This window comes from Leptolyngbya sp. CCY15150, assembly GCF_016888135.1.
Taxonomy (GTDB): Bacteria; Cyanobacteriota; Cyanobacteriia; order RECH01; family RECH01; genus RECH01.
In genome coordinates, this window is the sequence record NZ_JACSWB010000207.1 from 52771 (window position 1) to 74294 (window position 21524).

The 21524-nt window shown below is 54.9% G+C and carries 20 protein-coding genes; 8 read left to right on the forward strand and 12 right to left on the reverse strand.

The window, feature by feature from the left end:
* Positions 1-228 precede the first annotated feature (228 nt).
* The 3 genes from ilvB to JUJ53_RS14350 form a co-directional block, all read right to left on the reverse strand.
* Positions 229-2118: a biosynthetic-type acetolactate synthase large subunit gene (gene ilvB / locus JUJ53_RS14340; protein ID WP_204152974.1), complete on the reverse strand. Its 1890-nt coding sequence runs from the start codon at positions 2116-2118 to the stop codon at positions 229-231.
* A 281-nt stretch (positions 2119-2399) separates the two neighbouring features.
* Positions 2400-2960 (reverse strand): hypothetical protein, encoded by a 561-nt coding sequence (locus JUJ53_RS14345; protein WP_204152714.1) that lies wholly within the window; start codon positions 2958-2960, stop codon positions 2400-2402.
* A gap of 222 nt (positions 2961-3182) precedes the next feature.
* Positions 3183-3581 carry an AbrB family transcriptional regulator gene (locus tag JUJ53_RS14350; protein WP_204152715.1) on the reverse strand — a complete coding sequence of 133 codons (399 nt, stop codon included), beginning with the start codon at positions 3579-3581 and terminating at the stop codon, positions 3183-3185.
* Positions 3582-4216: 635 nt separating this feature from the next.
* Between JUJ53_RS14350 and JUJ53_RS14355 the strand changes: the two genes are divergently transcribed.
* Positions 4217-4660, forward strand: coding sequence for an RrF2 family transcriptional regulator (locus tag JUJ53_RS14355; protein WP_204152716.1), 444 nt, complete (start codon positions 4217-4219; stop codon positions 4658-4660).
* 197 nt (positions 4661-4857) lie between these two features.
* The gene (bchD, locus tag JUJ53_RS14360) at positions 4858-6927 is read left to right on the forward strand and encodes a magnesium chelatase ATPase subunit D (RefSeq protein ID WP_204152717.1); all 2070 of its coding nucleotides are present in this window, start codon (positions 4858-4860) and stop codon (positions 6925-6927) included.
* A gap of 47 nt (positions 6928-6974) precedes the next feature.
* On the opposite strand, the gene JUJ53_RS14365 is transcribed toward bchD, so the two are convergent.
* The gene (locus JUJ53_RS14365) at positions 6975-7112 is read right to left on the reverse strand and encodes a hypothetical protein (protein WP_204152718.1); all 138 of its coding nucleotides are present in this window, start codon (positions 7110-7112) and stop codon (positions 6975-6977) included.
* A gap of 21 nt (positions 7113-7133) precedes the next feature.
* On the opposite strand from JUJ53_RS14365, the gene JUJ53_RS14370 reads away from it, so the two are divergent.
* The 3 genes from JUJ53_RS14370 to hemL all read left to right on the forward strand — a co-directional run bounded on the left by JUJ53_RS14370 (position 7134) and on the right by hemL (position 10170).
* Positions 7134-7928, forward strand: coding sequence for a carbonic anhydrase (locus tag JUJ53_RS14370; RefSeq protein WP_204152719.1), 795 nt, complete (start codon positions 7134-7136; stop codon positions 7926-7928).
* Between the two features lie 77 nt (positions 7929-8005).
* Positions 8006-8650, forward strand: a complete 645-nt coding sequence (locus JUJ53_RS14375; protein WP_204152720.1) for a class I SAM-dependent methyltransferase — start codon at positions 8006-8008, stop codon at positions 8648-8650.
* A gap of 218 nt (positions 8651-8868) precedes the next feature.
* Complete coding sequence (hemL, locus tag JUJ53_RS14380) at positions 8869-10170, forward strand: glutamate-1-semialdehyde 2,1-aminomutase (RefSeq protein ID WP_204152721.1); 1302 nt, start codon at positions 8869-8871, stop codon at positions 10168-10170.
* A 364-nt stretch (positions 10171-10534) separates the two neighbouring features.
* Here hemL and JUJ53_RS14385 read toward each other — a convergent pair whose 3' ends face one another.
* The 7 genes from JUJ53_RS14385 to psaK all read right to left on the reverse strand — a co-directional run bounded on the left by JUJ53_RS14385 (position 10535) and on the right by psaK (position 19505).
* Entirely contained in the window at positions 10535-11128 is a 594-nt protein-coding gene (locus tag JUJ53_RS14385) for a hypothetical protein (RefSeq protein WP_204152722.1), read from the reverse strand.
* A gap of 43 nt (positions 11129-11171) precedes the next feature.
* Positions 11172-12218 (reverse strand): hypothetical protein, encoded by a 1047-nt coding sequence (locus tag JUJ53_RS14390; RefSeq protein WP_204152723.1) that lies wholly within the window; start codon positions 12216-12218, stop codon positions 11172-11174.
* Positions 12178-12921 carry a hypothetical protein gene (locus JUJ53_RS14395; protein WP_204152724.1) on the reverse strand — a complete coding sequence of 248 codons (744 nt, stop codon included), beginning with the start codon at positions 12919-12921 and terminating at the stop codon, positions 12178-12180. The genes JUJ53_RS14390 and JUJ53_RS14395 overlap by 41 nt, the downstream gene beginning before the upstream one ends.
* A gap of 204 nt (positions 12922-13125) precedes the next feature.
* Positions 13126-17061: a hypothetical protein gene (locus JUJ53_RS14400; protein ID WP_204152725.1), complete on the reverse strand. Its 3936-nt coding sequence runs from the start codon at positions 17059-17061 to the stop codon at positions 13126-13128.
* A 147-nt stretch (positions 17062-17208) separates the two neighbouring features.
* A complete protein-coding gene (locus JUJ53_RS14405) occupies positions 17209-17664 on the reverse strand; it encodes a hypothetical protein (protein WP_204152726.1) in 456 nt (151 codons plus the stop codon).
* A gap of 496 nt (positions 17665-18160) precedes the next feature.
* Positions 18161-18880 carry a class I SAM-dependent methyltransferase gene (locus tag JUJ53_RS14410; RefSeq protein ID WP_204152975.1) on the reverse strand — a complete coding sequence of 240 codons (720 nt, stop codon included), beginning with the start codon at positions 18878-18880 and terminating at the stop codon, positions 18161-18163.
* Positions 18881-19244: 364 nt separating this feature from the next.
* Positions 19245-19505: a photosystem I reaction center subunit PsaK gene (gene psaK / locus JUJ53_RS14415; protein ID WP_204152727.1), complete on the reverse strand. Its 261-nt coding sequence runs from the start codon at positions 19503-19505 to the stop codon at positions 19245-19247.
* A gap of 217 nt (positions 19506-19722) precedes the next feature.
* On the opposite strand from psaK, the gene JUJ53_RS14420 reads away from it, so the two are divergent.
* Positions 19723-20385, forward strand: coding sequence for a phosphoribosylanthranilate isomerase (locus JUJ53_RS14420; protein ID WP_204152728.1), 663 nt, complete (start codon positions 19723-19725; stop codon positions 20383-20385).
* Here the strand turns inward: JUJ53_RS14420 and JUJ53_RS14425 are convergent.
* Entirely contained in the window at positions 20339-20650 is a 312-nt protein-coding gene (locus JUJ53_RS14425) for a hypothetical protein (RefSeq protein WP_204152729.1), read from the reverse strand. The genes JUJ53_RS14420 and JUJ53_RS14425 overlap by 47 nt on opposite strands.
* A 208-nt stretch (positions 20651-20858) precedes the next feature.
* Here JUJ53_RS14425 and JUJ53_RS14430 point away from each other — a divergent pair, with 208 nt between their 5' ends.
* Both JUJ53_RS14430 and JUJ53_RS14435 read left to right on the forward strand, forming a co-directional pair.
* On the forward strand, positions 20859-21086 hold the full coding sequence (locus tag JUJ53_RS14430; RefSeq protein ID WP_204152730.1) for a hypothetical protein: 228 nt from the start codon (positions 20859-20861) through the stop codon (positions 21084-21086).
* Positions 21083-21499, forward strand: coding sequence for a type II toxin-antitoxin system VapC family toxin (locus tag JUJ53_RS14435; RefSeq protein ID WP_204152731.1), 417 nt, complete (start codon positions 21083-21085; stop codon positions 21497-21499). Before JUJ53_RS14430 ends, JUJ53_RS14435 begins: the two co-directional genes overlap by 4 nt.
* Positions 21500-21524 lie beyond the last annotated feature (25 nt).

The window sequence follows — 21524 nt, forward strand, 5'->3', positions numbered from 1 at the left end:
AACCCCACCACAAGCAACCCCAACGCTATGGCCCCATGGAAACATGACATGTATAACCATGCCCCCCATGACAAGGGACTAGCACAAGGCAACATCAATCAGCGGATCAACAACATCCCAAGGCCTATGCTGGCTGAGCGAAGCCGTTTGTCCTGAGGACAGGCTACGCCAACGTGAAACGTCTCCCGAAGGGAGAAAGCCACAACCCAACCATCTACTGCCAGATCCTTAAAGCTTCGTGCCACACTCCGAACAGAAGCGATGGGTAGGCTCATTCGCATGACCACAGCTCGAACAAACAGCCGTCGTAGGTGCCGCCGCAGATCCCGCCGGAATAGGTAACCCCAGCATTTGATCATTGCTCTTACCGGGAGCCACCATGGGATAGCAGTTTTCATCACGGCAAACCCGCACATCCATCAGCACCGGGCCGTCATGCTCCAGCATGATAGCGATCGCCTCCGCCAGTTCTTCGCGGGTATTCACGACCATACCCTTAACCCCAAACGCTTCCGCCAGCTTCACAAAATCGGGCATACCCGGCTGCATATTCGACGACGAATAGCGCTCGCCGTAGAAGGTTTGCTGCCACTGACGCACCATCCCCTGCCAGCCGTTGTTAATAATCACGGTTTTTGCAGCAATGCGATACTGCGCCAAGGTCGCTAGCTCCTGCAGGTTCATCTGGAAGCTGGCATCACCGCTGATACAGATCACCTGCTCATCGGGCAACGCCATCTTCGCGCCCATCGCTGCTGGCAGACCATAGCCCATGGTGCCTAGCCCAGCACTGGAAATCCAACGACGCGGGCCATTCTTGAGGAACTGGGCCGACCACATTTGGTGCTGTCCCACATCAGTGGTGTAGTAGGCATCGGGAGCCTGACGGCTGAGTTCCACAATCACCTCTTGGGGCGACAGTTGATCGGCATAGTGAGGCACCTGTAGCGGATAGTCATGCCGCCATTGGTTAATGCGGTCTAGCCAGGCTTGGGTTTGGGCAGCCTCAGGCTGAATGTGGGAGTCGAGATCGCGCTGCAACAGGCCACTCAAGACCTGACGCACATCGCCCACGATAGGCACATCCGGAATGCGATTCTTACCCACTTCCGCCGGATCAATGTCCACATGGATGACCTTCGCCCGAGAGGCAAACTCATCAAGCTTGCCGGTAACTCGGTCATCAAACCGGGCTCCCACCGCAATCAGCAGGTCACATTCACTCACCGCAAAGTTGGCATAGGCGGTGCCATGCATCCCCAACATACCCACGGAAAGGGGATGGTGTTCATCAAAAGCGCCCTTGCCCATCAAGGTTGTGGTGACGGGAATACCGTAGCGCTCGGCTAAGGTACGAATTTCTCCATGGGCCGAGGCAGCGATCGCCCCTCCCCCCACATACAGCAAAGGCTTCTTAGCTTGACGGATCAGGCTGAGCGCTTGGTTAAACTGGCGCGGATTGCCCTTCACCGTCGGCCGATAGCCCGGCAAGTTCACATGCCCCGGCTCCACCGGCACATAGTCAAATTCCTCCAGTCCCACATCCTTAGGCACATCAATCAACACCGGCCCCGGCCGCCCCGTCGCGGCAATGTAAAAGGCTTCCGCCACAATCCGGCCCATGTCTGCCGGATTGCGCACCACGTAGGAATGCTTGACGATCGGCAGGGTAATGCCAAAAATGTCGGTTTCCTGAAACGCATCGGTACCGATCGCAGCCCGAGACACCTGCCCGGTGACCACCACCATGGGAATCGAGTCCATCTGGGCTGTAGCAATACCGGTGACGAGGTTCGTTGCGCCGGGGCCGGAGGTACCGAAGCAAACGCCTACCTGCCCGGTCGCCCGAGCATAGCCATCGGCCGCGTGGGACGCACCTTGCTCATGGCGCACCAAAATATGCTGGATACCGCCGGCTTCCTCAGCCCGATAGAGTTCATCGTAAATAGGCAGAATGGCCCCTCCGGGATAGCCAAAAATATGCTTGACCCCATGACGGCGTAGGCTATCGATGAGAGCAAAGGCTCCGGTGACCCGTACCGACGACGAAGAAGTGGACGTCGGGCTCGATACGGTGGATGAAAGGGCGCTTTTGGTTGCAGTGCTGTTGGAATGCATGGAGAAAGCCTCAGCCATAGCCAGTGTGGACGGATGAAAGGACAGACCTGGATTTTCAGAGAATCGTTAATATTTCAGTCTAATGCCGATGCTTTGATGCTGTCGAGGGTCAGAGGGATGAAGTTTAGTATTCTCAACAACAGTTTTTTGTCCATCGGCTTGCCATACTCCCTTGATTTGCATCTTACCCTCGAACACCTTTTTCCTTACAGAGACTGTTACGCAGGTGGTTAGCAACTGCTGACATGGTTCCGCCTAAGATCGCGTCCCAATCCCAAAGGTCAGACAGGAGGTGCAAGGTGCGAAGCCAGGGACTGCCGCAGCCAAGCCGCAGCCGTGGTGCGTTCCGCCGGCAGGCCAATCGGGCAAGACGGCTGCCCCAGTGCCGGACGGACGGCCCAGCCCGTGGCAGTATGGGGCGATCGCCATAGATCGAGATGAGCCACCGGCGGATCGGCATAGAAGCCATAGGTCGTGCCCCCCAAGGGACAAGAACTCCAGTGGGTGAAGGCATCATGGCTGACGCGATAGACCGGGAAAGGCGCATAGAGCGGCACCCCCCAACCATCCACAGCAATCAACTGCTGCAGGGGATAGCCCCGAGCATACCAAGCCCAAGCAACGCCGATCGCCCCCACCACCCCCGCGCTAAACGCCAGCACCGTCAGCGGAGAAGACACATCAGGCTGCGATCGCATCAAAACATCCCACCCATGCGCAGCGGAATAGGGAGGCTGATCCGCCGGAACGATCAGCGGTGTCGGCAGCGATCGCCCCAGGTCGTTGAGCAACCCTTGGGTGAGATGGGGGTCATGGATGCCAGGACAAATCAAGAGAGTCAACTGGACTGCGCCCCCCACAGCCTCAGGTGCATCTCACGTTTGCACGTCTGTCCCTCATCCCCCAGCCCCTTCTCCCAAAATGGGAGAAGGGGAGCCGGATTCAAAGTCCCTCGCCCTGCCTGGGAGAGGGATTTAGGGTGAGGGCTGCAAAACTGGAATACCCCCCACAGAATCTCTCTCAGATCAAGACACTGCCGATAAGAGCGATCGCCTTGGTGAAGACTATTCGTCGTCATCATCCATCCCTTGACCATTCACTTGTTTAAGACGGATGTGCTTACGTCCTAGAGAAATTTCAAACTCATCTCCGGGCTTGAGATCCATTTGCTTGGTATAGGCCGAACCAATGAGGAGGTTACCATTAGCCTGCACCGTAATTCGATAGCTGGCACTGCGTCCACCGCGGCCATTCTGCCCTTGTTTTCCATCGAGTTCAATGCCCTCTGCTTCGATCAGAGCATTGAGAAACTTCATCATATTAACCCGCTCTACTCCACCCTTCGTAACGGTGTAGTAACCACACTCTTTTGCCGTTTGATCCTTGGGCAAATGCTCTAATTCCTTGACCCTGGCTAAGAGTGCCTCGCCCGTTAGTAGCTCGATCTTCTTCTTTTTACTCATTACTTACTATCGCGATCGTCAATCAACAAAAAGCAGAAACGGCACGACACCATCGGAAGCAGAAGGAATCCTTCTAACCCTGCACCCAACTGGAGACTGGCTCTCCCTCTTTTGACATCCATTAGACAAAGAGCCAATCCCGTTTACCACCCATGTCAAACGAGGATCAGAATTTAGAGGAAGACGATCAAGAAGCCTATTGCCAAGATGAAATGCTTCTCACCTAAAGGTCTTCAGACGGTATTCAATGGATGGTACTAAGAGAACTTTCTAAGGCTATCTTCGTCTACGAACCCACTGCACTCTTGCTACCGTTCCTTCGATCTATATTACACCGATAAACTTACCGTCTCATGCTAATTTCTATTAGTTTTACTTAAAAAGAAGCTTGATCTTGTAAGTTTGCAAGCTAGGAGAAATACAGAACTTACCATTGGCTTAGATAGGATTGGTCATGCAATGCAGAGACGCGATCGCTCCCTGATTGATCCTTCCCCGCCTGCCAGAAACCATCCGTTCATCGGTATAGCCTAGGGTGTCAAAATAGGTTATGAGAATGATCGCCTAGCCATCGGTGAGTCATCGGTGGACACCAGCTAGGACGTATGATCAAGATCGTTGACTGCGGTGCCCCCATGAAGCTCACGACCCGCGGGCACTATAGTGTGAAAGCCCTCCTAGATTTGACGTTTCAGCCCAACTACGGCCCTGCATCGGTGCGGGCGATCGCTCAACGGCAAGACCTACCACCCCCCTACCTCGAAAAGCTGCTGATTCAGCTACGGCGGGCAGGCTTAGTAGAATCGGTGCGCGGGGCCCATGGTGGCTATCGATTGGCGCGATCGCCCGCCAGCATTTCCCTCGGGCAAATCCTAGATGCCGTAGGCGAAACCGTAGAACCCCTACCGCGTCATCTCCCCAGCGCCGACCATGCCCAAGATTGGGTCACCCACACCATTTGGCACCGGCTCCACGAAACCATGAAGCAGGCGCTCTACACCGTGTCGCTCGAAGATCTGTACTACGACGCCCGCAGTTGGCAAGCAGCCCAGGGAGAGGCGATCAGCTTTGTGGTGTAGCATTGCTTCGCTGAGTCTGATTGCTGATCGGCGGTTTGTCATATTTCACCCAGCTCTGAACCTCACGCTACCGATACCTAGATGAGAACCGCGCTAGACCGTCTCAACGAGGTTGGTGGTGCAGACAGCGATCGCCCTCCCCTAGGGTTTTCCTGTATGCTAGTTAACTGCACCCATTGTGATGACTGAATTTGACCATGGTCGCCCTTACTCGCTCGTCCACTGCATTTCCTTTGTCAGCCGTTGTTGGTCAAGAGGCCATTAAGCTAGCGCTGCTGCTGGCGGCGGTGGATCCAGGGTTGGGCGGTGTGGTGATTGCCGGACGGCGAGGCACAGCAAAATCGGTGATGTCCCGCGCTATCCATGCCCTCTTGCCGCCCATTGAGGTGGTTCAAGGCTCCTGCTGCAACTGCGACCCCCTCCACCCCGATCAGTGGGATGACGACACCCTGCAGCGGCTGGCCGACCTGCCCCCCGTAGAGTCAACAGATAGTATTGCACCTCCCTGTCCCCTACCCACCGAGATCGTACCGGCACCCTTCATCCAAATTCCCCTCGGCGTTACTGAAGATCGCCTGATTGGATCCGTAGATGTGGCCCAGTCGATTCAGCGGGGCGAGACGGTGTTCCAGCCGGGGCTGTTGGCGGAGGCCAATCGCGGCGTTCTGTATGTCGATGAAATTAATTTGCTGGATGATCAAATTGCTAACCTGCTGCTGTCGGCCTTAACCGACGGGCGCAATTTGATTGAACGGGAAGGTATTAGTTTTCAGCATCCCTGCCGTCCCCTGCTGATCGCCACCTACAACCCCGAAGAGGGAGAGTTGCGATCGCATCTTTTAGATCGCATTGCCATTGCCCTATCCGCCGATGCGGTGCTGGGGTTGGATGAACGGGTGATGGCGGTGGAGCAAGCCACGAACTATGCCGAAACGCCCCAGGCCTTTCTGGCCCAGTATGACGAAGAACTAGATGGCCTCAAAACCCAGATCTTGCTGGCGCGGGAATGGTTGAAAGACGTTCGGATTAAGCCAGACCAAATTGCCTACTTAGTGAACGAAGCCATGCGGGCCGGGGTGCAGGGGCACCGAGCCGAGCTGTTTGCCGTGCGGGTGGCCAAGGCCCATGCGGCTTTTGATGGCCGGGTGGATGTCACCGCCGACGATCTGCGCCGAGCCGTGGAACTGGTGATTGTGCCCCGAGCCACGGTGGTGCAAACGCCGCCGGAGGAAGAACAGCCCCCACCGCCACCGCCACCCCCCAACCAGCCCGATGCCTCGGATCAAGATCAGGACGAACCCGAGGATCAAGAGGAGCAGGAGGAGGAGCAGGACGAACCGGAGGATCAAGAGGAGCAGGAACCGCCGGGCGTGCCGGAAGAGTTTGTCTTCGATCCAGAAGGGGTGATTCTCGACCCTAATGTGCTGTACTTTGCCCAGATGGCCAACCGTCAGGGGAAATCGGGTTCCCGAGGCATGATTTTCTCCGAAGACCGGGGACGCTATATCAAGCCCATGCTGCCCCGCGGCCAGGTGCGCCGCATTGCCGTGGATGCCACCCTGCGATCGGCTGCGCCCTACCAAAAGGCCCGCCGGGAGCGCCAGCCCAACCGCCGGGTGATTGTGGAACAGTCGGATATTCGCGCCAAGCGCCTGGCCCGCAAAGCTGGATCCCTGGTGATTTTTGTGGTGGATGCGTCGGGGTCTATGGCGCTGAACCGCATGCAGTCTGCCAAGGGTGCCGTGCTGCGACTCTTGACTGAGGCCTACCAAAACCGCGATCAGGTGGCGCTGATTCCCTTCCGGGGTGAACAGGCCGAGGTGTTGCTGCCCCCAACCCGATCGATCGCAGCAGCCAGTCGGCGGCTGGAGCGAATGCCCTGCGGCGGTGGATCGCCCCTAGCCCATGGTCTCACCCAGGCGGTGCGGGTGGGCACCAATTCTCAAAAGTCTGGGGATGTGGGGCAGGTGGTGATCGTGGCGATTACCGACGGACGGGGTAACATTCCCCTAGCGCGATCGCTCGGTGAAACCATTCCCGACGGCGAAAAGCCCAATATTAAGGAAGAGTTGCTGGATATTGCCGGTAAGGTTCGAGCCACGGGCATGCAGCTTTTGGTGATTGATACCGAAAATAAATTTGTCTCCACCGGCTTTGCTAAGGAACTGGCGAAACAGGCGGGCGGCAAGTATTACCATCTGCCCAAGGCCAACGATCAGGCGATCGCTGCCATGGCCATGGGTGCCCTGTCCGATCTGCGCAACTAACAGGCGTCGTAGCCTAATCAATCGGTTTAGGCATTCTAATGAGATCACTATCGAGGCGGTGTGTTGCGATCGCCAAAGTGCAGGACAATAGTAGGCACACGACCAACGCGACGGCTCAGACGGCGATCGCAACGCTGCAGGAAAAGCTCGGGACAGTCAGGCTGCCCATCGATCGTGTCGGTCACTAAGGAAGGATACCGGTTGCTATGGATAAGCTAATTCAAGGGCTGCGCAACTTTCAGAGCCAATATTTCTGTCAACATCGAGAGCTGTTTGAACAACTAGCCCACGGGCAAAAACCTCGGGTGTTGTTCATCGCCTGCTCCGATTCTCGGGTGGAACCCAACATCATCACCCAAACGGACATTGGCGATCTGTTTGTCATCCGCAACGCCGGTAATATCGTGCCCCCCTACGGCTCCACCAACGGCGGCGAAGGAGCATCGATTGAATATGCCATCCATGCCTTGAATATTGAGCAAGTGGTGATCTGCGGCCACACCCACTGCGGTGCCATGAAAGGTCTCCTCAAGCTCGACAGCATTCGAGACACCATGCCCCTGGTCTGCGACTGGCTGAAGCACGCCGAAGCCACCCGTCGCCTGATTCGTGAGAACTATTCCAACCTAGAGGGCGAGGAGTTAGAAGACCTCACCGTGGCGGAGAACGTGCTCACGCAGATTGAGAACCTGAAAACCTATCCGGTGATCCATTCTCGGCTATCCCAGAAGAAAATTCAGCTTCATGCCTGGGTCTACAACATTGAAACCGGCACCGTGATGACCTACGACCCCGAGGCCCACGGCTTTACACCGGTGAACGCTGAACATCCGATTTGCTCCATCGAATTCACCCCCACCGAATCGCCCTCCCTGCGCGGCAACAACGGGAGTCCTGCGGTTGCGGCGGCAAGCCGAGATCCCAAGCCCGTATACGAATCATCCTGGCTGCCACCGGAGCAACTAGAGCGCATCTATCGCGGCTCGTCCTCCCGGCGTTAATCGCGCGATCGCCAGTCTAAGATCGCTGTCCTAAATTCACCGCCAGAGGCCGATCGTCACCCTTCATCGTTGAACCTATGGTTACCAACCGCTGGACATCTGCTGACCATGCGCTGCAATATCTGCGCCGGGCCGATTCCCTTCCCCATCGCACCGAAGGGGAAGGAGTGCTCTTAGATCACGTCCCCCAGGATGTTCGGCGCATTCTGGATATTGGTACCGGCGATGGGCGACTATTGGCGCTGCTGAAATGCGATCGCCCCCAGACCCAAGGCGTGGCCCTGGATTTTTCTCCGACAATGCTAGAGGCCGTGCGATCGCGCTTTGCTGATGACGCCACGGTGGAGATTGTGGCCCATAACCTAGAGGAACCGCTGCCGGAACTGGGCACCTTTGACGCCATTGTCTCTAGCTTTGCCATTCATCACCTCGGGGACGCCCGCAAGCGATCGCTCTACGGTGAAATTTTCGATCGCCTAGAACCGGGGGGCATCTTCTGCAACCTAGAGCATGTCTCATCTCCCACGCCCCGATTACATGAACTCTTCCTGCGATCGCTCAGCATCGATCCCAAAGACGACGATCCGTCTAATCAGCTTTTGGACGTTGAAACCCAGCTCACTTGGTTGCGGGAGATGGGCTTCAATGACGTAGACTGCTATTGGAAATGGCTAGAAATGGCGCTGTTGATTGGCGTCAAGCCCGCCCTGTCGGCATCCTGATCGACCATCGGTTAAAGATTATCGCGAAGATTCTTGCGATCGCCAAGATCAGTCGATGCCAACGATAGGATAATAGGAAGATTCTGAACACCGATTCCACCCTGTCATGACCGTGGAATAAAGGGTGACCTGGGGAGCGATCGCATCCCCACTGGCGATCCGCGTCAGACATCCCGCTGAGAATTGACCGTGAGGCGACTAGTTTTAAGGAGAGTGTTTTGGTTACCAGCCCTGTTTTTACAACCACAAAATCAGAAGAAATCTTTGCCGCCGCCCAAAAACTCATGCCCGGTGGCGTGAGTTCGCCAGTGCGGGCCTTTAAGTCCGTGGGAGGGCAGCCGATTGTCTTCGACCGCGTCAAAGGTGCCTACATCTGGGATGTAGACGGCAATCAATATATTGACTATGTCGGCACGTGGGGCCCCGCCATCTGTGGTCACGCCCACCCCGATGTCTTGGCAGCGCTCCATGACGTCCTCGATAAAGGCACCAGCTTTGGCGCACCCTGCTACCTAGAAAACGTGCTGGCAGAAATGGTGATCGACGCCGTACCCAGCATTGAAATGGTGCGCTTCGTCAACTCCGGCACCGAAGCTTGCATGGCCGTGCTGCGCTTGATGCGGGCCTTCACCGGTCGCGACAAGATCATTAAATTTGAAGGCTGCTACCACGGCCATGCCGATATGTTCTTGGTGAAGGCCGGATCTGGGGTTGCCACCCTCGGTCTGCCCGACTCCCCCGGCGTCCCCAAGGCGGCCACCCAAGCTACCTTGACCGCTCCCTACAATGACCTGGAAGCAGTAAAAGCCCTGTTTGCCGAGAATCCCAACGAAATCGCTGGGGTGATCCTAGAGCCGGTTGTGGGCAACTCCGGCTTCATTCCCCCCGATGCCGGTTTTCTGGAAGGACTGCGGGTGCTCACCCAAGAACATGGCGCGCTGCTGGTGTTCGACGAAGTGATGACCGGCTTCCGCATTGCCTATGGCGGTGCCCAAGAGCGTTTTGGCGTCACCCCTGACCTCACCACCCTCGGGAAAATTATCGGCGGCGGTCTACCTGTGGGAGCCTACGGCGGTCGGCGCGACATCATGGACATGGTGGCTCCGGCTGGGCCCATGTATCAAGCGGGCACCCTATCGGGCAACCCCCTAGCCATGACGGCAGGCATCAAAACCCTAGAACTGCTGCGCCAGCCTGGCACCTACGAGCAGCTCGATCGAATCACCAAGAAGCTAGCTGAGGGGATGCTGGCGATCGCCCAAGAAACGGGTCACGAGGCCTGCGGTGGGCAAATCAGCGCCATGTTCGGCTTCTTCTTCAACGCTGGCCCGGTGCATAACTACGAAGATGCTAAGACGTCGGATCTAGCCAAATTTGGTCGCTTCCATCGCGGCATGTTGGAACAAGGCGTGTACCTGGCTCCATCCCAGTTTGAAGCCGGCTTCACCTCCTTGGCCCACACCGATGAAGACATCGATCGCACCCTAGAAGCAGCGCGTACCGTGATGTCGAAGCTGTAGGGTTCTACCCAAGCTAGCCGAGCATCGTTCTATTAATAGTCAACGGATGTCTAGTTCCCTTAGTTGACGAACAAAACTCAAAGCCCCTCACCCCAAACCCCTCTCCCAGGACGGGAGAGGCTTTGAAAGTGCTTGACCTTTCTTGCTCCCCTTCTACCCTTGTGGGAGAAGGGGCTGGGGGATGAGGGGAAACGCTAGGTCAACAAATCACCCCAGCCCTCTCCCAACGTTGGGAAAGGGCTAGGCTCTGTTTTAAAACCTGCTAAACCCCTTGATCTTTCGTACGAGAGAATCAGGGCTTGGATGAGTTTTAAAACACTCCCTAGGATGAGGGGTAGATTAGATAGCCTAGCTGGATTTAAAATCAGTCCTCGCGCTGGATAAACTCAGCGGAATTGGCGACATCTGTGGGAGCGTAGTCAATTCGGTAGTTGGCGATCGCGATCGTTGCATCAATCGCGATCGTTGCATCGGTCTCATCTGTGGCGTCTGGAAACGCAGCGATCGCTGCCTCTGGATTGGTGAAGCAAAACCATAGGCGGCGTTCATCAAAGTCGAAGCGAGGCAGGGATGAACGAGTTTCATCGACATTGAAACAGGGCGTTCCCTCCGAGGCCCCTGGAAACATAAACTCCGGTTCGTAGGTGCCGCTCACCGTCGTGGTACCCTCAAACTCAGCCCAGCCCGAGATAATCTGGTTGTTGTCGCCATGGAACATCACCTCAAGGCCGGTGAGTTCTAGCCCAGCAATGCGATCGCCCACCTGGACATCTTGAGGATCAAACGAGGTGGGCTGATTCCCATCATCTGCCGGTGGCTCATCTTCAGGAGATACCTCTGGCACCTCTGGCACCGGGGGCAATTCGGGCGGCACATCGGACGGCTCTCCACATGCCCCTAGTCCCACAATAAGACTAGCCAAGCACAAGCCTAGACCACGTTGAACATTGAGCCTCATACATTCTTCTCCCTATCGTTTTGCAGCTAGGCATCACCACCCGTTACTGCAACCCCAGCAGCCAGCCCGCCAGCGATCGCCCTCGGCTTTGGGGCGTGATCAACTGCTGCCAGACCCAGCGTACAATCCAGCGATTTAGGCGGGGCAAAACAGATCCACGGCACAAGCTCCAGATCACCATCCATCCCATGGAGGCGATCGCGCCCAGGGCAAGCTGTGGCAAGGCCAGCAACGGTTCAGTCACCAAGAGAGGCAGGCTGTGCCCACAGTTCACCAGAAATACAGACAGACTGCCTCCAACCATAATTTTATCAATGTAAACAGAGATACTCAGGCGCAGTTGATGCAGCAGTTGTCCTGAGAGCCAGTGGTGAACGGCAATCATCTCCCCGCAGCGGGGATGGCTGAGGGCATGATGGCTAATTTGCTGGAGCAGATCGCCATCAATGGATAGCACCGTGCGCACCACCCGTTGGGCGTCTCCATCCTTGCCGTCATGGTAGACCGTACAAAAGCTGATGCCAGACTGGGCATAGGCGATCGCCCTCGATCTTGTCCGGCGATAGGTTGGCGGAATCACCTGATATAGAGTTGCCTGACGAATCGTAGAACGGAGCTGGTCTGGCAGTTGAGGAGCACGCTTTTGGTAGCAGGCTTCGGTCAGCCGATCCAGGCCATCCGGGGTGAAATGAAACTCGAATTCACCATGGTCCGCCGTAATCAACACCTGTTCACCCACCGGCATGGCTAGATCAGATGAGGCGATCGCTTGTCTCTCCGTTGCCGTCGTCTTAGACCGAGGAGTCATCCTCCGTCCCAGCCATTGCCCCAGCCCCTTGCCACCTTGCACCAAGCCCGCCCACAGCAGAGTCAAGGTTTGCCCTAGCAAAACGCCCACGGCTTTGAGCTTGATAGACCAACGATACCCCCCCTGGATAACCGTCACCGTACGGCTGATCGCAGCCAAGGCATCCCGAATGGTCAGCGATCGCTCTTGTTCCAGAGGAGCAAACCCAAGTTGGTAGGGCACCGTGAGTTTCGAGGGAGAGTCAGATTGGGTCATTGGGCGATTGCGAACGGCCTGTGTCATGACCAGGGCGCAAGATTACACGTTGCACCAAGTCAAATAAGAATTTGAGCAACTCTCGCCAGTTGGATTCTCCTGAGGTGACGGCTTCGCTATGCACATGAATCAGAAATTCCTTATCTTGAGCCGAGAGGCGATCGGAAAACAGTTGTTCATGAAATCGGTTGATGACATCACCATCTAATTGAATCACCGTTTGGGCGTAGATAATATCGGTAATGTTATTTTGATCTGCCCGCTCCCCACCCATAAGAGCTTCCAATTCACTCAGCTTGCGCAAATTTCGGAGAAACTCACCATCGGATAGCAGCGTCTCTACAACGGGCTGATCGGTCGGATTGTTAGGATCCGGCACTATATTGACCGAGGTCATCCCCATTTTCTGCATACAGTCCTTACAAGAACTCTGCAGGCTGCGCCGCAGGGGTTGATACTTACTAGACTCCCCATGACTGTGATACATGGCGTACAGATCTTGATAGGCTTCCTCCGGCAAGAACTTCGCCCCAGTAATCGTCGAAACGACCATCGTATTCACTTCTAGAGCCGTGATGTCATTAAGCACCTCCGCCAGCGCATTGGCAAATCGCTCAATTTGCTGAACCGCACCCCGAACTAGCGAACTCGGCTGGGTCTGAGCAGCCGATCGCGGGGTAGGCGGAATGGCGGAAACGGGAGGCGTTGAACGAGATCTCGAGGATGTCATCGGTGCATGTCCTGAGGTGAACCGGCAGGTCGTCTGATGAAACCATGCAGAATCAACGGTTTGAGTCTAGCCTGATCTGCAGGTCGTCATGGGTCACAGCCAGACATCAGCTAGCTGCGATCGCTCTGAAGCTCACGACAGACGCTGACCACCCAGTGCGATCGCCATATGATACTGCATTCTTCCTCAAAGTGGCCGGAGCCCTTAGGAATTGAGTTCATCCCAGGGGTCGGGTAGATGGGAAGGATGTTGGGGATGCTCGGTAGGAGCTGATGACGATGGTTTCATCGGATCGGCCGATCCTTCCATCGCCTCCCAAAGATCGCTGAGATCCACCTCCTCATCGAGCAATTGCTCCACCGCCCCATCAGGATCAGCCGTTTGGTCAAACAACTCTTCTAACTGTTGCTCCGTGGAAGTCAAGTCATCCTGTAGATCCAGCAAGATATCAGGTTCATCTGGAGCTGCACTGGGCTCTAGCTCCATGTCGGTGAATAATCCTAGAGGATCGGCATCATCCTCCGCCGACTCATCATCAGCATTCAAATTAATCCAGTCCAAATCTTCCACAGAACTCGTTGAAGAACTGGGCTGATCTGAGAGGAAGAGGGGCTCATCCTGCGGCAGGTCGAACGATGTAGCGGCAGGATCATCCGTGCTGCTAGGCAGATCGTCCATCAATGAAAAGGGTTCATCAGCAGCATCAGACGCATCCAAGTCATTCATTTGCTCCATCAGCTCACCGAAGTCCATATCGTCTGAAGCTTCCAAAACCTCAGGATCTTGCTGCTCCACAGACGGGATGGCAAAGGGATCCAGGTCAGCTTCTACATCAACGCCCTCGGCAGAAGGCTCGAAATGCGACAGATCTAGATCATCCACCTCAGCGATCGCTTCTGGCTCTAACGTGGGGAACAACCCCTCGTCTACATCTGAGTCGGGAGCGATCGCTTCTGGCTCTGACTCAGCAAACAACTCTTCGTAAACATCGGAGTCGGAGTCGAGAGCGATCGCCTCTGACTCCGGTTCAGCAAACAGTTCTTCATAGTCGTTCGAGTCTGTGTCGAGAGCGATCGCTTCGGGTTCCGGTTCAGCAAACAACTCTTCGTAGTTGTCCGAGCCTGTGTCGAGAGCGATCGCTTCAGATTCTGGTTCAGCAAACAGCTCTTCGTAGTTGTCCGAGCCTGTATCGAGAGCGATCGCCTCTGACTCCGGTTCAGCAAACAACTCTTCGTAGTCGTTCGAGTCGGAATCGAGAGCGATCGCTTCAGATTCTGGTTCAGCAAACAGCTCTTCGTAGTTGTCCGAGCCTGTGTCGAGAGCGATCGCCTCTGACTCCGGTTCAGCAAACAGCTCTTCGTAGTCGTTCGAGTCGGAATCGAGAGCGATCGCCTCGGGTTCTGGCGTAGACAACAGATCCTCTTCAACAGATGAGGGATTCAGTTCACGTTCAATCAGCAGATCGTTGAGATCCGATACATCATCTGGATTATCCTCATCCGTCGGAGACGGCAATGATGCTGACGAATCATCATCATCAAACTGACCTAGAAAAACCTGAAAATCTTGCAGGGCGTCTTCCGTGACTTCTGTACTGGTAAACTCATCCTCCAGCCCATCATCTAACTCATGATCCAGACGTTCCTCAGTCTCGTTGAGCCGTTCATCGGTTAAATCTAAATCGCCATCCAGATACGTTGCTTCGCCATCTGCTAGCCCATCTGCTAGCTCATCCTCCATCTCTTGATCGGCAACCGCTGCAAGACTCAAAGACTCAGCTTCCGCCTCATCCATAGAAAGCGGCTCTGTCGATGGGAAAGTATCTGCGTTTAGGTGATCAGTATTTTCTAGCTCAAATAAGTCAGATAATTCATCTTCCGACATTTCGACCGCTTCATCAACCATGGGCTCATCCAGCGACAGATTGACCACCGATGGATCCGACTCAAACTCTAGGTCATCAATACCAGGATCAGACGCGATCGCTTGGATAAAATCAGCCTGCTCCAAAATATCCGAGTCAAGCTCTAGAAAAGCCCTAGGTTCATCCGAGGATAGATCCCCCATTTCCTCCAGCGGCAAGTCGTCGTCTAATGAGAGCTCATCCGCTAACAGCAGCTCGTCCGCTACCTGCAAGTCATCGCCTAACGGCAGGTCTTCCTCTAACTGCAAGTCGTCAATGGGTTGAAACTCCATGCCATCAAGCGGCAGGTCGTCGTCATCGTCTGGTAATGCCTCGTCAATCTGCAGGTCTCCATCAAGCTGGAGTTCCTCAACAAACTGGAGTTCCTCAACAAGCTGTGCGTCTTGAAAGTCTAACGGAGGTTCTTCAACAAGCTGCCCATCTTCATCAGCCTGAAGGTCTGGCTGAAGGTCGAACTGCCGATCCATGCCATCAAGCTGGAGTTCTTCATAAACCGGCAGTTCATCGTCTAGCTGAAGCTCCTCCAGAGCGATCGCTGCTTCTGTAGGTTCCGGTTCCACCTCGGTACCCGGCTCAGTCATAGGCTCAACCGGAGCTGGCTCCACCGGAGACGGGGTCGTCGGTGGTCGTTTCTTGGGCAGGGGATGGAGGGGCGTCATCTCCGCCAGCGATCGCAAATTCGTAGCGCGATCGCCCGGTGCCACCATCGCTTCTAGATCGGCAGCGGTATAGGAGTTCAGCAAATCGCGCTCTAGAAGATGCAGTTCCTCCGCAACATCCATCGGCACCAGCGGTTCTTGGGGAGCCTGGCTAGCCGCAACCTCAAGCTGATGCTGTAGATCTTCTGGCAAAGCCGCCGAGGCGATCGCTGCGTCAATCATGTCAGCGCTAACCGTTTCTGCCACGGCATGATCCTCATCCCCAATCTCAGGGAAAGGCTCTGGAGAAAAGTCTGGAGACAACTCAGGACTTTCCCCATCGGTCAGCACGTCGTCCGACCTGAGATCTGTCTCAGAGAGTTCCAGATCTAAATCCTCTAGATCTAAGGCTTCCAGATCTAAGGCTTCCAGATCCAAGCCACCTGGCTCTGAGACCTCTAGATCTAAGACCTCCAGACCGGAGCTATCGGGCTCTAAGCTATCGGGTTCTGAACTATCGGGTTCCAAAGCCGTCATGTCTACGTCGGAGTTCAGCAGATCTGGCTCAATCAGATCTGCGCCGTCAGGCAGGTATGACAGATCTCCCAGCTCCGGATCTTCCCTTAGCATCGCCGCGGCATTCACGGCATCATCAACCGATGCAGTCTCTGCCACACTCTGATCGACAACCTGATCCTCAGGGGCGATCGCTTCTTCCAAATCCTCGTACAGTAAATCTGAAATATCCAAATCATCGCCGGGGAGCGGATCGAGAGAAGGATGATCAAAAATAGCATCCGCCTCATCCAAGCTGATTAAGGTGTTGTGGAACGCAAGGTCTCCCAACTCAGGATCATCGGCCAGCATCGTCGCCGCATCTGGTTGCTCAGGATGATCCTGCGGCATGGGCCCCGGCTCCACCAGCAAATCATCCAAATCGATGTCTCGACCAATATCATCTAAAGATAGAGGAGCCTCTGGTATAGCCTCTGGTATGGGCTGATCCATCAACGGTTCCGCCCCCAAAATTCCAGACCCAGACTCAGATATCACGGCATCGCCTAGGACCCGATTTTCAGCGATCGCCCACTCCGGTTCATCCGCCGTCACGCCCAAGGGATGCGCCTGTGGATCACCCTGCCATGCACCATTCAGAGCATCCGGTGGTACGTCATAGGTCGGCAGTTCAACCGTGGATGCGTCTGGCGAACTAGGCCGCCGCCCTTGACGCACCTGCACCAACACCTGAAAGAGATGCTGCACCGTACGCAGATTTTCGTGGATAATGTCAAACCCGCGCTTTACCTGATCGTCATGAAAGTCTCGCAGTTCGCTATAGGCCCCATCTAAGAACTCACGGCCAATTTCATGTTCAACATCGCCCTCTAGGATATTGATGCGGGTTTGCATCCGTTTTCCAGGGCTGGGGCGCTCTTCCCCCTGAGACCAGTCGGATCCATCGCCCGTAGATACCCAGGTCACGACATGCAGTTCTATCGCGTCCGTCAGAGCTGTAGCAAGGGCCTGCTGAAAGCGGCCGGCTTGTAGTTCCTTCGAAAATTCATCCCGTGCAGTCATGACTGTTATTGGTGAAGAGGATTAGGAAAGCGCGGATGGGTAGGCAGATGGCATTTATCCCATTGTATGGTCAGGCTAGAATGCCACGCCACCCAGGCAGGTATCGCTGATTTGACCAGATGTCAGGGTGTTATCAGCAACCCTGCCCTAGGACGTTGGGGGAGATCCTGGATGAGACTCACTGCTCGACAAAAGGCGGGGATCTGCACTAGCGGGGCGCGATCGCGATATGCGAGATAGACCTTGCAGCGTGTCCGATAGGGTCAGAAAAAGTTGCTGAAGATTATCTAAATTTTGGCGAATAATGCCCATGCCCTTGTCCACTTCTCTGAGGTGGAAGTCACGCAGCTCTGCATAGGGGCCGTCTAAAAACTCGCGCCCGATCTCATTTTCAATATCACCATCCACAATGTTGATGCGGGTATGCATCCGAAAACCAGGGCGAGGACGGTTATAGTCATCGGCGTTTTCACTCCCTGGCGGCGGCGTTTCAGAGACCCAGGTGGTGATGTCTAGCTCAACGGCTTCTCCGAGGGCAATGGTCAGGGCCTTGCCAATATTTCCAGCCGCTAAGGCTTCTTTAAATTGATCACTTGCAGCCATGGGTTGTCCTCCTTGGGACGGGCAGTACAACAACGAGGTGGACGAGGGGCAGGTCGTAGGAATCAGGAACGGAAGAGTCTGGCAGGATGCGCATAGCCTACGGCATGGCTTTGCTCAAGCGACAGCGTAACGCATCCAAGCCTCATAAAACGGTGCGGTATTGCTGAATGGGGTTATGAAATCGGCATGGGTGCAAGATGCTCACACTCAAACCTCATTCACCATCAAGGCAGTGTGAGCATCTCGCTCACGGTTCCTCTGCGCCAATCATATATAGATTCAGCAACGCCATCAGCAACGCCATCAGCAACGCCAACGATGCGTTACAGCTTCGCCTAACCGCACCCTACTCGGCAAGGGTTCATTGAAGTAACCTGCAGCAAGCTCTAGCCTGGATTTATCATGCCCAAACTAGCTGAATCATCACAGGGAATCTTGTTCAGAATCATAGGCGGAATTGAGAGCGATCGCACCTAAGGATTTCAAAGCACAGCATCTAGTTCTCATAGCCTTCATCCCTGCGCAGCGATACCAGGGATGGTTTTTGAAACAGGATCACATGCTGTTGGGGCAGCGTATCAAGGGTTTCTAGCCACTCTAGACCCACCGCTGCCATCTCGCGACGCACTTGGCGCTGGCTCATTTTATGGAGCCCTTTGATGGCGATCAGCGGATTTTCTTGCCGATATTCCAGCAGTGCTACCCGTCCCCCTGGCTTCAGAGATTCTACAATACGGGTCATGATTTCCTGAGGATAGGCAAATTCATGGTAGGCATCAACCATCAGAGCTAGGTCGATGGACTCAGGCGGCAGGTGAGGATCGGTCTCGCTGCCCAGAATGGGCTGTACGTTGGTCACTTGCTGATCTGCAATCAAAAAGTCCAATATATCAATCATTTCTGGCTGGATATCCACCGCCAACACTTGCCCTTGGGGCACTTGGGCGGCCATGCGAAAACTAAAGTAGCCGGTACCCGCGCCCACGTCGGCGATCACATCGGTGGGGTTTAACTGCAGGGCAGCGATCGCGTCCTGGGGTTGCTCACGGGTCAAACGCTCGGGGCGCTCTAGCCACAGGGCCTCTTGATGCCCCATCACCTTGGCAATTTCTCGCCCCATGTAGAACTTACCAATGCCATCGGGGCTATGGATCGAGCGATAGGTATACCCTTGGGCATTGGTCGGCTGCAGGAGGGCGATCGCCACCCAAACCATCCAGGACAGGATAAAGGCCAGGCCGATCCATCGAATTGCTGTACCACGTTGCTTCAAGGCGTTAGATCTCCTGAGTTAGATGAGGCATAGTAAGTGATCTTAACTGGGAGAATGGAACGATTGGCAAGCCTTTCGACGTCGATCAAGGCTCAAATCCTGATGAGAAGAGGGTTGAGGGTCGTTGAAACCCGGCAAGCTCTTGAATGGAGTCCACCTCCTGATCAAGCGCCTTGGGATAAAAAAAGCAGCCGGTTAGGCTGCTAACAGTTGAACTGAGGCGAGGCATAGACGCCTGGCATGACTGAGAAGCTATACCAAACGCCCAAGCCACTATGGCAAAGCGTAGGAGCAGAATCTGGATGGACTACAGCAATCCAGCGTTGGATAGGCCAAGGATCATCCCAGCACCGAGGATATGACCAAAACTAGCCGTGGCGAGCAGTTCTGGAATGCCAAAGCCGGTAAAGATGGCTGGCATGTCTACCGGTAGGCCGGGGCCAACGCCGCGCTTCTGGATCGCGTAGTAGCCAATGGCGATCGCAAAGAGGTTGCAGGTAATCATAATCAATGCAACATCAAAGGACCAAGCCGTTGTTGTCGCCGCCGCAAGCACCATCGAATGCATTAGAGCTTTCTCCCAATTCAGCGTGAAGGTCTTGCCCCTTAGAATAAAAGAGCAGGGGCCCCTACCCTTACCCTTCGTTGAAAGAGTTAACAGTTTGCTGGTTTTTCGCAACAAAAGTTTGTACGCCAATCATCTAGGAGTAGTCTCAGGACATAGGTCAAGGCGGTTGGTAGTGTGGTAGTCCTGAGATAGATGAGATTTGTGCAGGGAGGCGATCGTGACGACGCTACGGGTCAAAATTTGTGGCATTACTCAAGCAGACCAAGGGGCAGCGATCGCTCAGATGGGAGCGTCGGCCCTCGGGTTTATCTGTGTTCCCGACTCACCTCGCTACATTCCTCCCAAGCAAATTAGGGCGATCGCAGAGCCCTTACCTCCTGCCGTGGCCAGGGTTGGGGTATTTGTGAATGCTGACCTAGACACCATTAAAGACGTCGCCAGCATCGCGGGTTTGACGGCGATCCAGCTCCATGGCGATGAATCAAAAGACTTTTGTCAACGCCTACGCGATCGCTTACCCACGATGAAGCTGATCAAAGCCATGCAACTGCACGACGTTGATGCCCAAACCATGACTCAGCCCTACCTCGATGTCGTCGATACCCTATTGCTCGATGCTTACCATCCCACCCTGCGGGGTGGCACTGGTCATGCCCTCAACTGGGATGCCCTGCGACACTTTCATCCCCCCATTCCCTGGTTTCTCGCCGGAGGCATCAATCCCAACAACGTTCTAGAAGCTCTGGGAACGCTTTCACCCAACGGCATCGATTTATCCAGTGGCGTCGAACGCGCTCCCGGCGACAAGGCGATCGATCAAGTGGCGCTGCTCTTCAGTCGGCTGACTCTCCACGGCTATCAATGCCGCCGGGGAAAATAGGGCGGCGGCTCTTGGCATCAAACCGCTGATACCAAATGACATTTCCCAGCACCGTTACCCCCAAAACAATGCCACCGCCCACCCAGCCCAGCATGGGGTTATAACCACTGCGTGCCAAAGTTTCTAGCCAACGGTGGGTCAGTTCAGAACCCACCAGCCCATCGGCCATCACTGGAAACAGGTACATCAAAGCAGCTCCCACCAGCAGCCAACCCACCATGGAGGTCAGCAGAAAAATAGTTTTTGCAGTGGATTGGCTACCCATGGGCGATCGCTGATGAAGAACTTCCCTGAGAGTACCATGGCGTCTCTCGTTCAAGCATGGGGTGAACGCCTGCATCAGAAGGGGGCGATCGCCCTTCCTGGGTCTGAGAGGATGCACAGAGGCAGGCCTGTGATGCACAATAAAAAAAGACGCCGCATCCATCAGAATCGGTCAGAGCAGTCTAGTATTTCTGGTTCGAGAGACACCTATGACCCAACTCACCATCGAGCTTCCTGACCACTTGGCTGAGCAGCTCCAACATTATCTCAACACCAATCCTCAGGAAACGCTAGCCAGTCTGCTTTATGATGCCCTTCACGTTAAGCTGACACCAAAAGACAGTTCTCAGTTGTTGACACTAGCGGGAATCATCCACTCTGCTCCCCGAGGTGCCGCTGATCATGCTGAGGATTTTGCTGAGGGTATTGAGGAGTGAAACAGCTTGTCCTAGATGCCGGGCCGTTGATCGGTCTGTTCTACGCTCAAGATACTTATCACTCAAACTGTGTAAAGGGATTTCAGCAATTGGCGACCCAATCAACTAGTCTGCTAGCCCCTATTCCCATCATTTTTGAGGTCTATAAGTGGCTGCTCCAGCGCACCCAGCCAACCATAGCCCAAGCCACACTCAGAGTAATGCAAGCAAGCCTCCACCCACTTACGATCACCCATCAGGACTTTGAAGTTCTGGAATCAATGGTGCTGCAACTTCCTGACTGGAAGGGTTCCTTGGAAGATGCAACCGTTGTTTTGATGGCACTGCAGTATCGCTGCCCCATTTGGACGTATAACTTTCGAGATTTTTCTAGTTTCAAGAGCTTGGAGTTTTGGAATCCTGGGGCTAGCTGAACAGCGTTGACCATAACCCTAAGCC

What these genes read in the sequence shown, in the direction of transcription:
- JUJ53_RS14400 (WP_204152725.1), bottom strand. Translation starts at nt 17,061, where the DNA reads ATGACTGCACGGGATGAATTTTCGAAGGAACTACAAGCCGGCCGCTTT.
- JUJ53_RS14425 (WP_204152729.1), bottom strand. Translation starts at nt 20,650, where the DNA reads ATGGGTAGCCAATCCACTGCAAAAACTATTTTTCTGCTGACCTCCATG.
- JUJ53_RS14430 (WP_204152730.1), top strand. Translation starts at nt 20,859, where the DNA reads ATGACCCAACTCACCATCGAGCTTCCTGACCACTTGGCTGAGCAGCTC.
- JUJ53_RS14370 (WP_204152719.1), top strand. Translation starts at nt 7,134, where the DNA reads ATGGATAAGCTAATTCAAGGGCTGCGCAACTTTCAGAGCCAATATTTC.
- JUJ53_RS14385 (WP_204152722.1), bottom strand. Translation starts at nt 11,128, where the DNA reads ATGAGGCTCAATGTTCAACGTGGTCTAGGCTTGTGCTTGGCTAGTCTT.
- ilvB (WP_204152974.1), bottom strand. Translation starts at nt 2,118, where the DNA reads ATGCATTCCAACAGCACTGCAACCAAAAGCGCCCTTTCATCCACCGTA.
- JUJ53_RS14405 (WP_204152726.1), bottom strand. Translation starts at nt 17,664, where the DNA reads ATGGCTGCAAGTGATCAATTTAAAGAAGCCTTAGCGGCTGGAAATATT.
- JUJ53_RS14410 (WP_204152975.1), bottom strand. Translation starts at nt 18,880, where the DNA reads ATGGTTTGGGTGGCGATCGCCCTCCTGCAGCCGACCAATGCCCAAGGG.
- JUJ53_RS14390 (WP_204152723.1), bottom strand. Translation starts at nt 12,218, where the DNA reads ATGACACAGGCCGTTCGCAATCGCCCAATGACCCAATCTGACTCTCCC.
- JUJ53_RS14395 (WP_204152724.1), bottom strand. Translation starts at nt 12,921, where the DNA reads ATGACATCCTCGAGATCTCGTTCAACGCCTCCCGTTTCCGCCATTCCG.
- bchD (WP_204152717.1), top strand. Translation starts at nt 4,858, where the DNA reads ATGGTCGCCCTTACTCGCTCGTCCACTGCATTTCCTTTGTCAGCCGTT.
- JUJ53_RS14355 (WP_204152716.1), top strand. Translation starts at nt 4,217, where the DNA reads ATGAAGCTCACGACCCGCGGGCACTATAGTGTGAAAGCCCTCCTAGAT.
- JUJ53_RS14375 (WP_204152720.1), top strand. Translation starts at nt 8,006, where the DNA reads ATGGTTACCAACCGCTGGACATCTGCTGACCATGCGCTGCAATATCTG.
- JUJ53_RS14350 (WP_204152715.1), bottom strand. Translation starts at nt 3,581, where the DNA reads ATGAGTAAAAAGAAGAAGATCGAGCTACTAACGGGCGAGGCACTCTTA.
- psaK (WP_204152727.1), bottom strand. Translation starts at nt 19,505, where the DNA reads ATGCATTCGATGGTGCTTGCGGCGGCGACAACAACGGCTTGGTCCTTT.